Here is a 12,729-nt window from a genome sequence, read left to right as displayed (position 1 = left end):
CGGTTTGGTTCATTCGAATTTTACAGCGCTGCGCGTACCCCTGCTTCCCACAGTACGGTGCTGAGTGTAGCATACTCCTGCAGACTTAACGTCTCTCCGCGTCGGGACGGTTGAATTCCTGCCTGCTCCAGCAGTTGGTCTGCCTGTTCCCTGTTCTCCTTTGTAAAGAAGCGGGCTTTCAGGTTGTTGGAGATTGTTTTTCTCCGCTGGGCAAAAGAAGCCTGTACCACTTCAAAGTAGTGTGCTTCATCAGGAATCTCAACTGGTGGTTGCTCACGTACCTTGAGTTTAATAACAGCTGACTCCACATTAGGCTGCGGAATGAAGACCGTAGGAGGCACAATACACACGAGCTCAGGCATACTGTAGTACTGAACTGCGATGCTCAGACTGCCATAGTCTTTCGATCCCGGTGCAGCAGCCATACGTTCAGCCACTTCCTTTTGAATCATGACAACAATGCTGTCTACCGGCAGCTTCTCTTCCAGGAGCTTCATCATGATTGGCGTCGTTACATAGTAAGGCAGATTTGCTACTACACTTACTTTATCCACTGTTGCAAAATCCGTGCGGAACAGCTCGGCCAGATCAAGCTTCAGCACATCCCCATGATGCACACGTACATTCGGATATGGCTCCATCACTTCTCCTAGGATAGGGATCAAACGCTGGTCAATCTCTACGGCTGTGACAGGACCAGATACCCGAGCCAATCGCTCTGTGAGTGCTCCAATACCCGGCCCAATCTCCAGTGCCCCCTTGGACTCGTCCAAATCGGCTGCGTTAACGATTTTGTTTAATATATTTTGATCGATCAGAAAGTTCTGACCCAGACTTTTCTTGAATGAGAATCCATGTCTTTGAATAATCTCTTTGGTTCGTTTGGGCGTTGCAATTTCTATCGTTTCTTCCTTGTCCTTCATATGCTCACAATCCTTCACGTTCAATTTGCGCTAATGCTGCGGAGAACTCTTCCCGTGTAATTTGAAATACACTCAGACGTTTGTGAAACTGCTTGCCGTTACAATATCCAATACCCAGCAGATTGCCCATCTCCATGCGCCGTGCAGCCGCTTGCGGGTGTACGATAAGCCCTGCGGCAATCAGGTCCTCCCAATCGATCAGGCTCGGGGCACCCTCGTATGAAGTATGTACGCGCGCCAGAGCATGCCGAATCGCCTCCGGTGAGGCGTTCTCGATCCCAATGTCCCCTTTGCGCGTTGCATCGGCTTCCGGAATGAAGGCGTGCTTGCAGCCTGGGACTTTATTGGCAATAATTTTACGAATGCGTTCGCCGGCATGATCCGGGTCTGTCAGTATAATGACACCACGTCTCTCTTGAGCGAGCGCAATCCGCTTCAGAATGCGCTGGTTGATTGCAGATCCACCTGTCTCGATTGTATCTGCCTGGACCGCGCGACGAATGGCTACGGTGTCGTCACGTCCTTCCACCACGATGACTTCTTTTATCATGTTCCATTTCTTCCTTTCTAACGCAAAAAGAAGAGGAATATCCTCTTCTCTGCCAAACGGCGGGGGAGACTGCATTCAGACCCCTCCGCCGCATATTCCGCATGAATCAATCATGCAACTATTTTATAGCATTCCCATTTCAAAGTAAAACGAAATTAGTTCGCTTCCGGCTTCACCGGACCGATTACATAAACCGTCTTGCCTTTCTTACGTCCGAAATTCAGGGCATGCTTTACACTATCATAATACACATCAATTTTGTGGCCTTTAATCGCACCACCTGTGTCTTCCGCACGACGGAAGCCAAGGCCTTCGATATAGACCCACCAGCCAATTGGAATGATTTTAGGATCAACCGCAATGGTGCGCCCTTCCGTTACACGAGTACCGGAAGCTGTTTTAGTACCAATGCCAGGCTCTTCGGAAGAGTAGGCAGTCATGGATACGTTCTTAAGGACTTTGGAGTATTTAAAAGAAGTCCCCGATACGTTAACTACTTTGCTGCCCGAGGCAGATGTTTTCTTCGAGTTCGTTGTCGTTGCTTTTTTGGTTGTAGATGTTTTAGCCGATACCGTCTGAATCTTCGGTTCTTTCACGACTGGTTTAGCCTTGGTGCCAACAGCGATCACTTTATCAACTCGATTATTAGCAACCGATTTGCCAACCATTTTTTTGGAGACCAATTCTCCATCTTGGAACACCTTTTCAATATGCTGTACAATGGTGCCTTCTTTACCACTGACAACGACGCGATTGTCGCCTTTGTACAAGCTAGGGTCAGCCGTTTTGATCACTTTATAAGCAACCGGCTGTTTCACATCTACTGTACGCTTTGTTACACGCACTACACGGATTTTCATGTCCGCTTTAATGTTGGTCCCAAGTGCAGGATACACTTTATCTTTACTTGCAATCTGAATACCTGATTTTTGAATCGCATCTTGGACCGATGAATCGGTTGTATACAGAGTCTTGGTGTTTCCGTCTGCCGTAATATTAACTGGAACGGCCCGCTCAATAACGATGCGGTCTCCATCTGCAATGGCCCCGTTCAAGGGCATGGATACCTGATCGTGAGGGCTGACTGTGATTGACTGCTCCTCCAACATTTCTTGAAGCATTCCTGTACGAGTCTCTACCGCTTGAGCTTTGCCATCAATAACCAGTGAAATTTGCTTCCCGGCCTGACCGTAAACGACTAACAAGATCATGATTGTAAGCGCAATTGAGAAAATCGCGATCAATGCCATTTGACGCAAGTTCTCATGCTTCCACCGCAACGCGAAAGACTTACTGGATGATCGTGACTCATGGGTCTCTTCTGGTTGGAATGTGCCCACTTCTCCGTCCTCCTTCATAGCCTCGCCGTCTAAAGTAATGCATGATGTCTTTGACGTGACTATACCAAATTTTCTACAGAACACAGGTTAGACTAACATAACCGGTTCTGCACCATGAACCAATCTTCGCAACATGATGTCATCGTCCTGAATACTTACCGTATGATGACTGTCTTTCTTTTATTCAAAAACAAAAAAGCCAAAGAAAGAGTTTAAGAGGAACTCTTTCGTGGCTTCCGAATGATTTTGAATATCGGAAATTCATGCACGAGGTTGCCTCTCTTTTTCCGCTTGCGAGGTTAGCTGTCGGGTTCGGGCGAAAGAGAGCCGCCCTATCTCAGGTCATCCGCTCATGGCGGACGCCCTTGAATTCACCCCGAGACCCAAAGAAGAAATCAAATACGGCTTCGCAGATCCATTCGCTGTTTTGGGTCAGCGAATGTTGCGCATCGGTTACTTCCACCGATGTTTAAGCCCTATTGGTTCCCCCGCTCTCCGTTAACGGAGACTCAGCGAGACTGATTCATGAAAGTAATGTTGTTTCATCGGAAAGTGTCCCTTTGTTCATCCCCCGAACATCTGTCCAATTTTCCGCGCAACAATTCACTGAAAAGATGATATCCTGTTTTGATGCATGTTGTAAAGCATCGATCAAGTACGTTTTTCTGAATATTTGGTTAAAATATTGTAATATTCTTGATTTATTTGGATCAAAGAGCAAATTAACTCCGCTTAACTCCCTTTTTCACCTGATTTACTCGATATCTTAACGAATCCCAAATCGTTCCATGGCATTTTTGGTTGTTATTGCAGCAATTTCCTCTAAGGAAATACCTTTAATTTCCGCAGCTGCTGCCGCAACCAGACGTACATGCGCTGTCTCATTTCGTTTGCCACGATAAGGATGAGGTGTCAAATAAGGAGAGTCCGTTTCGAGAAAAAACCGATCCATAGGGACCTTCTCAAGTACCTCCTTGGGCTGCTTTGCATTTTTGAACGTGATTGGCCCACCAAAGGACAGATGAAAGCCCAGATCCAGGCACATTTTCGCCGTTTCCCAGCTCCCAGAGAACGAATGCATAACTCCGCCTACCTCGCCCGCCTTCTCTTCACGCAAAATCTTAACAATATCCTCGTGCGCATCCCGATTATGGATCACAATAGGCATATTCACTTCACGAGCCAGAGCAATTTGTTGTCGTAATACGCGGTGCTGCACTTCCTTCGGCGAAGTATCCCAATGATAATCCAATCCAATCTCACCGATGGCAACCACTTTTTCATGCTTGCATAAAGATGCAATCCATTCCAGATCGCCCTCCTGCATCGTGATCGCATCTACCGGGTGCCAACCTACAGCTGCGTATATAAAATCATAGGTCTCAGCCAGCTTCATCGTGGATGGAATGGTCTCCCGGTTAAAGCCAACATTGATCATACGGCCAATCCCTGCATCCACAGCACGCTGAATCATGTCCTCGCGGTCCTCGTCGAATTGCGGTGCATCCAAGTGAGTATGTGTGTCGAATAACATCATGTATATTGCTCCCTTCGTGTCGAATAAATATTATCCCTTTTCTCAACTAATCATTACCGAAATTAAATTCATATGAATTCCTAAGATTTAAATTTTAGTCCATTTTCATGACTTGATTCCTTTACTTGGCAGGCACATCATCAACATATGGAGATATCCTGCGATTTTAAATCTATATATAGCTAAATTCCGGCCAAATCAGATGTTTCCAAAATGCTCTGATTACAAAATTATGTCGATCTACATATACTCTCCATTAAAGCAGATTACTGTATCATGGAAAATAGCTCTTTTAGAAAGCCTTTTGCATGCATATTCATCATTAGAGTTGGACCTATTATGAGAAGTAGGGGCGAATATGGGACGGTAATTCATGAATAATCGGATCTACCTTATTTTGCGGATAATACAAGTGATGTTTTCCCCGATGAAGACCACTGATTGAACGGACAATATCGGAGACTTCCGACAACTCATGTAACTTATCCTGCCGATCAAGCAGGAGAATCTGCTTATCCGTCGACTCATTCGGGCGAAACACATCATACGGGTTATCTGTTGGAAAATCAATTTCAAGATCATACTCGGGATTGAGACCTGCTTTAATAAAGGCTTCCCGAATCTCTTCAATCATGCTTAAGTCGATCTGTTCAAGCTCAACATACTTATATAATTTGCGATCCATAAAACGTTCGCACAATTCACTCAGAACAGCATCGTCCTCTTTGCGCCACTGCATAAACGCCGTCTGAATCAAAGCCTCGTCCAGTTGCAAATATTCATCCACCGATAGTTCTCCTTGGAATAACTGAGGCAGAGGATCGATCAAGAAGCGGAATTGGAACCCTTGCTGTATAAGCTCTTTCGCCCGTTTAAATATTTGCCGCAATATAATTTCCGAACTTCGGGTAACCGGATGGAAATAAATTTGCCAGTACATCTGGTACCTGGACATTAAGTAATCCTCCACGGCGTGCATGCCCGACTCCTTAACCACGATTCGTCCGTGATATGGACGCAGCATACGCAGGATACGATCAAGGTCGATCGTTCCATAGTTTACACCTGTAAAGTAAGCATCCCTGAGCAGATAATCCATTCGGTCCGCATCAAGTGGACTCGTCACCAGATTAACAACAATCGGCTGCTCATACGTTTTTTGAATAACAGAAGCAACTTTCTCTGGAAAGTCGGGAGCATACCGTCTTAAGATCGCCCCTACTTCGGTATCGCCTGTAATGATACGGCAAGTCCAATCCTCATGATTCATGTCAAAAGCTTCTTCTATAGAGTGAGAGAACGGTCCATGTCCAAGATCATGCAGCAACGCTGCGCAAAGGGCTACGGTCTTTTCCTCCCTCGGCCAATCTGAATAATGACTTCTTTCAAATTGGGAAATAATCTTGCGCGTAATTTCGTAAACACCCAGGGAATGTGAGAAGCGGCTATGCTCTGCGCCGTGAAAAGTAAGATACGAAGTACCCAATTGACGAATACGACGTAAACGCTGAAATTCGGGCGTATTAATCAACTGCCAGATAATCGGATCTTGCACGTGGATATAATTATGTACCGGATCTTTAAACACCTTTTCTTCCGTTAAACGCTGTTCCATGTCTATTCACTCCTTTGATTTCCTTTGTGTTGTCGCTTCCTAGTATACTATCACCAAGGATTCGACATATTTTGACGAATCTTGTCGAATAAAGAAGTTTTGTTGTTTTCCAAATCGACAAAGCTTACATTGATGTTTAAATACGAAAAAATGCTGCCAATCCCTTACCGCCCCTAATCTTAACAAAAACACCCTTAATTTTAAGCTAATTTTAAGGTTGACTGTTTTGGGAATCGTTGGTATGATGGTTATCATAAAACATAAAATAATGTCGAATAATGACAAAGATAGTTAACTGAGAGGAGCACTGATTATAATGATGAAATCAACAGGTATTGTAAGAAAAGTGGACGAACTGGGACGGGTAGTTATTCCAATTGAATTGCGCCGTACGCTCGGTATTGGTGAAAAAGATGCTCTGGAGATCTATGTTGACGGCGAGCGCATCATGTTGAAAAAATACGAGCCAGCTTGTATCTTCTGTGGTAATGCAGAGAACGTTACTTACTTCAAAGGTAAAATTGTTTGTAACGAATGTATTTCCGAAATCCCTGCACCTGTGACAAAATAAGAAACTTCAGGTATAATGGACTTATTAAATTGTTATTTCTAACCTTTTTTTATATTCCTTATTGACCTTCCCGGTGTGAACCCCACCGCTGGAAGGTTATTTTTTTTCCTATTATTGGTTACATTAACCAAAAGGTCGATAATCGATTGTGTTCACTCCAACCAGAAGAGAGCGAGCGGTGAATGTTCGCTACATTTTTAATTCCGCTCTGCTCCTTTTCATATTCCATTAAGGTTGGGTGTTACTCAATTAAAGCATTATAGACGTCGCGCTTGGTCAAACCACGATCCGTTGCCGTTTTCTTCATTGCATCTTTGCGACTACGCCCTTCCGCCTCATAATGGCTCACATGATCCTCCAAAGATAACAATTGCCACCAAGCTTCACGCTCAGCCCTGCGCTCCTCTTCCCTAATGCCTTCGACCAAGAGACAATATTCACCAAGCGGCGGGTGTTCCTCAAGCCAATCTATGCACTCCTGTATAGTTCCTCTTGCGAATTCCTCATGACGTTTCGTCAGTTCACGCGCAAGCACAATAGATCGATCACCCAGAATCTCCTCAAGATAAGTTAATGTTTTTCGAATACGATGAGGTGATTCATAAAATAACAACGTACCGTTGGATTCATCAAACGCCTCCAGCACTTTTCGCATATCCTTTTTCTCCCGCGGCAAAAAACCGCCGAATGTGAAGCGTTCCGTCGGTAAACCGGATACGATCAGCGCAGACAATGCTGCATTGGCTCCAGGGATGGGAATAACCGTGATCCCAGCTTCAAGCGCAAGTTTGACAAGGTCAGAACCAGGGTCCGAAATAGCCGGCAGACCAGCATCACTGACGAGCGCCAAATTTTTTCCTTCTATTATATAGCGTATCAGTTCAGGTCCACTTGCTGCCTTATTATGCTCATGATAACTGAATAGCATGGATGGTGTAATTTCGAAATGGGTCAGCAACTTACGTGTCTGACGTGTATCTTCTGCTGCGATAATATCACAGCTCTGCAATGTCTTGACCGCTCTGAATGTCATATCCTCCAGATTACCAATTGGCGTTCCTACCAAATATAATTTCCCCGTGTCACCAGGTTGCTCCGCATAGCTTTTCTGAACATGCAATGTCACTTAAAGCCCTCCTTCCGCTGTACGTTGTGCCCCGTAATAAATGTCCATGATTTCCTCACAGTATTTCCCCTCATCATTGTAGACAATCAATGGTGGAAGCATCCGTACTTCAGGCTTTCCATCCTTCATTGCTTCAATCAACACCATATTAGCCTCCAGATGGGCACGGGGATGTACCATCCGAATCCGTTTTGGTTCCAGTTTATACTCGCGCATCAGGGAGATGATTTCGCCAAGACGCTGCGGACGATGAACCATGGATACTTTACCGCCATTGCGTACAAGACGATTACAAGCCTGAATTACCTCCTCCAGGGTACATCCGATTTCATGACGTGCCATCGCCTGATGTGTATTCATCTTGAGATCACTGCCATTCAGCGGCATATACGGGGGATTAACCGTTATGGCATCGTATACAGCGTGACCCGTCTCTTTCACCAGTTCTCTCAAGTCACCTTCACGAATCGTAATAGCCTCACCTAATGCATTCAGTTGTACGCTGCGTCGTGCCATATCAGCCAATCGAGGTTGAATCTCAATGCCTTCCAGGTTAGCCTGTGTACGTGTCGTCAGCAAAATGGGAACTACCCCATTACCTGTACATAAATCAAGTACACGACCACGCTTGGGTACCGAAGCAAATCGGGCCAATAATACGGCATCCATCGAAAAACTAAACACTTCATCACTTTGAATAATCTTCAAATCGTGAGAGAGCAGATCATCGATCCGCTCCGACTCATGTAATATTACTTCATCCGTCATTTGGTGCGCTCATCCTCCGGTAATCTATATCTTGTAAACATAGTTTGTTAAAGTTCGTAACCTTGAAAAAAAACCGTAGGGAGCCCCTACGGTCACTTCATTTATTCAGAAAAGACAGGCAGAACAGACAATCACCTTCCGTCCGCAAATGCCCATAATAGACATTGCAGATATGGAATCCTTCGTGATACAGCCGAGCCAAGTTATCATACCCTTCACCTACAACATCTTCACCCGTAGCTGGACCCGCTGGTCTTGCTACCGGTGCCAGTGCAGATGAGATGGGCAGATCTGCCGGAGCTTCACGCTTCAGCAACTTGCGTAACTGCTCATTCTCAATGGTAAGCCGCTGATTATCCTCAAGCAGCTCCTTAACAATCATTTTTAACTCTCCTAAATCACTGTGCAACTGACCCAATTGGGTTTCCATCTCATGAATGTGCGTAAACAGATTTTTCTTTTCCAAGTTTCCACCCCGAAGCAACCTTTATGGTTTACTTGATAACGACGTCATCCAGCGGAAGTTCTTTGACTTTACTGATGTCGAACAGTTGAACATGGACTGTGCGACTACCTGCATTGATTCCGACAACTTTTCCTTCACCCAAAGAGGTGACGACCAACTTGCCTACAGCCGGCAGTTCTTCTCTCACACTTTCATAGTTATCATGCTCAAATTTCAGACAGCACATGAGTCTTCCGCACAACCCGGATATTTTCGTCGGATTCAGTGACAGGCTCTGATCTTTAGCCATTTTGATTGATACCGGCTCAAAGTCTCCCAGCCAGGAAGAACAACATAAAACACGACCACATGGTCCAATTCCTCCAAGCATCTTCGCTTCATCGCGTACACCGATCTGTCTCAGTTCGATCCGTGTCCGGAAAATGCTTGCCAGATCCTTGACGAGCTCCCGGAAATCAACTCTTCCTTCAGCTGTAAAATAAAAAATAATTTTATTGCGATCAAACGTAAATTCCACATCGACCAGCTTCATTTTGAGGCCATGGTCTTTGATTTTATTTAAACAAGTACCGAATGCTTCTTTTGCTGCACGCTTATTCTCATCTACGACACGCGCATCTATCTCGCCCGCTACCCGGATGACTTTCTTAAGCGGCAACACCACATCGGACTCGCCTACTTCTTTCTTACCAACGACAACCTTACCGTACTCTACCCCCCGCGCTGTCTCCACGATAACGCAGTTTTCTTTCTCAATGGGAAGGTCCAAGGGATCGAAGTAATAAATTTTGCCCGCTTTTTTGAAACGGACACCCACTACACTGTACAAAAAATTAACCCCCTCGTAAGCCAATCCCACTTCGTCTGAAGCCCTGTCTTCTTAGGGAACCCACCGAAGTTATAACCGTTTGCATATGATTGGAACAAAATCAGTCCTCTCCCAGCCTTATGCTAAACCGATCAAAAATTGCTCCAGACAAAGCTGGCCATTGACGTTGAAACGCAATTTTTTTCTGCATGCCGCGGCCAAATCCATATAGGAGACCCACTGCTCTGTGCTGCGAGTATGTGCCAACTGAGACAGCATGTCCAACTGATCTATAAAAACGATATGTTCATGCCTACCGTACTGGACATACAGCATGTCCCTGAACCATAAATGGAAAAGACTAAGCATAATATCCAGGTGTTCTGAGAGTCCGGTTTTAAAAATCTTCTGCTGTGCAGAGATCAATGATGTACTTCCTCTACCCAGGGACTCCTTCCCCAATTGTAACATTACGTTTCTAATTTCTGCAAACCAATTCTGCTGGAGAATTTCTCTACATGCTTCCAGTCCTGACGCTAAATGGACGGCAGAGCGAGCCAGATTGGCAGGATGCCCTTCTACAATTAACGATTGCAGCATCTCTTCCGGATTCAGGGCACTGAAAGGAACCAGTTGTGATCGCGAACGAATGGTGGGCAGCATCGCCTGTCCATTATCCGTGATTAAAATACCAACTGCAGGTACCTGTGGTTCTTCCAGAAATTTCAGCAAACTGTTAGCTGCCTGTACAGTCATTTTCTCTGCTTGTTCTATGATATATACTTTAGGGTGACCCGCCTCTGAACGGTATGAAAAGATACGCTGCAGATCCCGAATTTGATCAATTTTAATGTTATTCCCATCTGGTGCGAGCATCGTTAGATCTGAATGATTACCATGTTCCACCTTGCGACATTCAAGGCAATGTCCGCAGGCATCATCTTCAAGTTCTGTACAGAATATTGCCTTGGCGAATGTAATCGCCGTCTGCAATTGTCCACTGCCCGTTGGTCCGCTAAATAAATAAGCATGACTTATGGCCTGACGTCTCAAGCTGCTCTGCAACATCTTCTTGGCAGCCTGCTGACCCATAATTTGTTGAAAGGACATACTTCCTCCTCAGAAGCTTAAATTAATAAGCATTCCCCGAATTTCTCCTACTTGTTGTAATAGCGTAATCTTGCCTTCCTCTGTCTCCAACAGATTATCAGCCATAGATAATAAGGCAGAGTCAATCTCATCGATTAACTTATACCGTTTCCCTCTTCCCCGGCGATCCCATCCTCTAGTCTCTTTCATGGACACACCGCGACGGACCGTTTCTTCCAAAAACCTTTTAACAAGTTGCTTGTATGCTTTCAGTTCACGAATCGTCATGGAGCGAGATAGTCGATCACCCTGCATCTGGATCTCACTTAAACGGCGGGTAAGTTCAGCCTGTGATGCCCTTTCACCCTGGTGATTCATCATATCAGAGAAATTTTTGGATTGAACCGGTTTGGAGCTGGAATCAGAAGAACTGAGCCCACTCTGCATCGGTCGGAATCCAGGGTTGATTTTCATGGAAACGCCTGCTTTCTATCTTAGTAGGCCAATCGCCCATCAGCACAGTGCGCGCTGCGCCTGTGCGTGGAGGAGACCTTAATGTATGACTGAATCACACTCTATATAATAGTAGATCATTATCATCATAACGGACTAATTGGTTAGTTAGTTAAACAATCTCTGTCCAGAGTGCAACTTCTCCCTGTTTTAGATAAATTGCTAATCCGAACAGAGAGCACCGATTTCTGTAAGCAAGAAGGGCGCATCATAAGTCCACCGAGGACTCCGAATAAATTATTTTTGTATCATTTGATTCCAAACGCTATCGGTAATGAAAAACGCTCATTGAATATATGCAAATTGCTCAATTAAAAGTGTTCGAAGCGATCTACCGGGAGAACAAACACGGTAGCTCCGCCTACTTGAACTTCAACAGGTAGCGGCAGGTAAGAGTCGGTTGTTCCACTCATCGGCGTGACCGGAGTCACGAGCTGTTCACGAACCTTACAGCTGCTGCGAATGACGTTCATAACGGACTCGACCTGACCATCATCGACACCGATCATAAACGTCGTGTTGCCTGCCTTCAAAAATCCACCGGTACTGGCCAATTTCGTTGCCCGAAAGTTTGCTTTGACCAATGCGCTGGATAATCGGTTGCTGTCTTTATCCTGTATAATCGCAACAATCAGTTTCATCCTGCATAACCTCCTTCAAATATTAAGCATTCTTGTGAATTGCTCTGTCTATATATTAGACAATTACTCGTCAAAATCCTTCAAAATCCCTGACTCTAACGACAAAATCATAGCTGCCAAGACATCCTCAGGCTTGTGAGAAGCATCAATGATCTTGATCCGTTCGGGAGACTGCTCCTTCAAGAGAAAATAGCCCTCGCGTACTTTACGGTGGAATTCCAGACTCTCCAGATCCAGACGATTAATCTCCCGTCCATCATGGGCATCAATCCGGGCGAGACCTACTTCCGGCTCGATATCCAGATAGAGTGTAACATCCGGCATCAGATCACCTATGGCAAACCGATTAATGGCCCATACGTCCTCGATTCCGAGTCCGCGTGCGTATCCTTGATAGGCCAGACTACTATCGACGAATCGGTCACAGATGACCATTTTCCCGGCCTTCAGGGCTGGCTCAACCCTTTCCGCAAGATGTTGGCTGCGTGCAGCTGCATAGAGCAGTGCTTCGGTTCGCGCATCCATTGCCGTGTGAAGAGGGTCAAGGATAATGGCTCGTATTTTTTCCGCAATCTCAATCCCACCAGGTTCACGAGTAACTACATGAGGTATACCCTGTTCTTCAAAGTAAGAACCCAGTTGGCTGATCATCGTTGTTTTGCCGGAACCCTCTCCTCCTTCCAACGTAATGAATTTACCTCTGCCTTGCATATGCTTCCCTGCTTTCTATGTCAATAATTGCATCTATTTCTGTTGCGATCCATATGATCTCGATCCTTTCA

The 12,729-nt window shown here is 45.3% G+C and carries 14 protein-coding genes and 1 riboswitch; of the genes, 1 reads left to right on the top strand and 13 read right to left on the bottom strand.

Annotated features, from left to right (window positions below; all coding sequences use genetic code 11):
• Positions 1–20: 20 nt before the first annotated feature.
• The 5 genes from rsmA to ACR32F_RS00145 form a co-directional block, all read right to left on the bottom strand.
• Positions 21–923, bottom strand: a complete 903-nt coding sequence (rsmA, locus tag ACR32F_RS00165) for a 16S rRNA (adenine(1518)-N(6)/adenine(1519)-N(6))-dimethyltransferase RsmA (RefSeq protein ID WP_440115073.1) — start codon at positions 921–923, stop codon at positions 21–23.
• A gap of 4 nt (positions 924–927) precedes the next feature.
• Positions 928–1,473, bottom strand: a complete 546-nt coding sequence (gene rnmV / locus ACR32F_RS00160) for a ribonuclease M5 (protein ID WP_440115071.1) — start codon at positions 1,471–1,473, stop codon at positions 928–930.
• Between the two features lie 155 nt (positions 1,474–1,628).
• Complete coding sequence (locus tag ACR32F_RS00155) at positions 1,629–2,813, bottom strand: ubiquitin-like domain-containing protein (protein WP_440115068.1); 1,185 nt, start codon at positions 2,811–2,813, stop codon at positions 1,629–1,631.
• Between the two features lie 272 nt (positions 2,814–3,085).
• Positions 3,086–3,338: riboswitch (cyclic di-AMP (ydaO/yuaA leader) on the bottom strand.
• Positions 3,339–3,579: 241 nt separating this feature from the next.
• Positions 3,580–4,350, bottom strand: a complete 771-nt coding sequence (locus ACR32F_RS00150) for a TatD family hydrolase (protein ID WP_440115066.1) — start codon at positions 4,348–4,350, stop codon at positions 3,580–3,582.
• Between the two features lie 337 nt (positions 4,351–4,687).
• Complete coding sequence (locus ACR32F_RS00145; protein ID WP_440115064.1) at positions 4,688–5,965, bottom strand: HD domain-containing protein; 1,278 nt, start codon at positions 5,963–5,965, stop codon at positions 4,688–4,690.
• Positions 5,966–6,281: 316 nt separating this feature from the next.
• Here ACR32F_RS00145 and ACR32F_RS00140 point away from each other — a divergent pair, with 316 nt between their 5' ends.
• Positions 6,282–6,536 (top strand): AbrB/MazE/SpoVT family DNA-binding domain-containing protein, encoded by a 255-nt coding sequence (locus tag ACR32F_RS00140; RefSeq protein WP_024633700.1) that lies wholly within the window; start codon positions 6,282–6,284, stop codon positions 6,534–6,536.
• A gap of 241 nt (positions 6,537–6,777) precedes the next feature.
• On the opposite strand, the gene rsmI is transcribed toward ACR32F_RS00140, so the two are convergent.
• The 8 genes from rsmI to tmk all read right to left on the bottom strand — a co-directional run bounded on the left by rsmI (position 6,778) and on the right by tmk (position 12,658).
• The gene (gene rsmI, locus ACR32F_RS00135) at positions 6,778–7,662 is read right to left on the bottom strand and encodes a 16S rRNA (cytidine(1402)-2'-O)-methyltransferase (RefSeq protein ID WP_440115061.1); all 885 of its coding nucleotides are present in this window, start codon (positions 7,660–7,662) and stop codon (positions 6,778–6,780) included.
• A complete protein-coding gene (locus tag ACR32F_RS00130) occupies positions 7,663–8,430 on the bottom strand; it encodes a tRNA1(Val) (adenine(37)-N6)-methyltransferase (RefSeq protein ID WP_440115059.1) in 768 nt (255 codons plus the stop codon).
• 97 nt (positions 8,431–8,527) lie between these two features.
• A complete protein-coding gene (gene yabA, locus ACR32F_RS00125; protein WP_440115057.1) occupies positions 8,528–8,896 on the bottom strand; it encodes a DNA replication initiation control protein YabA in 369 nt (122 codons plus the stop codon).
• Positions 8,897–8,924: 28 nt separating this feature from the next.
• Positions 8,925–9,725, bottom strand: a complete 801-nt coding sequence (locus tag ACR32F_RS00120; RefSeq protein WP_440115055.1) for a PSP1 domain-containing protein — start codon at positions 9,723–9,725, stop codon at positions 8,925–8,927.
• Positions 9,726–9,842: 117 nt separating this feature from the next.
• Complete coding sequence (holB, locus tag ACR32F_RS00115; RefSeq protein ID WP_440115053.1) at positions 9,843–10,814, bottom strand: DNA polymerase III subunit delta'; 972 nt, start codon at positions 10,812–10,814, stop codon at positions 9,843–9,845.
• Positions 10,815–10,823: 9 nt separating this feature from the next.
• Positions 10,824–11,267: a YaaR family protein gene (locus ACR32F_RS00110; RefSeq protein WP_440115051.1), complete on the bottom strand. Its 444-nt coding sequence runs from the start codon at positions 11,265–11,267 to the stop codon at positions 10,824–10,826.
• Between the two features lie 350 nt (positions 11,268–11,617).
• Positions 11,618–11,947: a cyclic-di-AMP receptor gene (locus tag ACR32F_RS00105; protein ID WP_017691391.1), complete on the bottom strand. Its 330-nt coding sequence runs from the start codon at positions 11,945–11,947 to the stop codon at positions 11,618–11,620.
• A 63-nt stretch (positions 11,948–12,010) separates the two neighbouring features.
• On the bottom strand, positions 12,011–12,658 hold the full coding sequence (tmk, locus tag ACR32F_RS00100; RefSeq protein WP_440115049.1) for a dTMP kinase: 648 nt from the start codon (positions 12,656–12,658) through the stop codon (positions 12,011–12,013).
• Between the last annotated feature and the right edge of the window lie 71 nt (positions 12,659–12,729).

Origin of the sequence: Paenibacillus hebaui, from assembly GCF_051934385.1 — a bacterium.
Lineage (GTDB): Bacteria > Bacillota > Bacilli > Paenibacillales > Paenibacillaceae > Paenibacillus.
The sequence above is the reverse complement of the archived record's forward strand: the minus strand, read 5'-3'. Positions and strand labels throughout refer to the sequence as shown.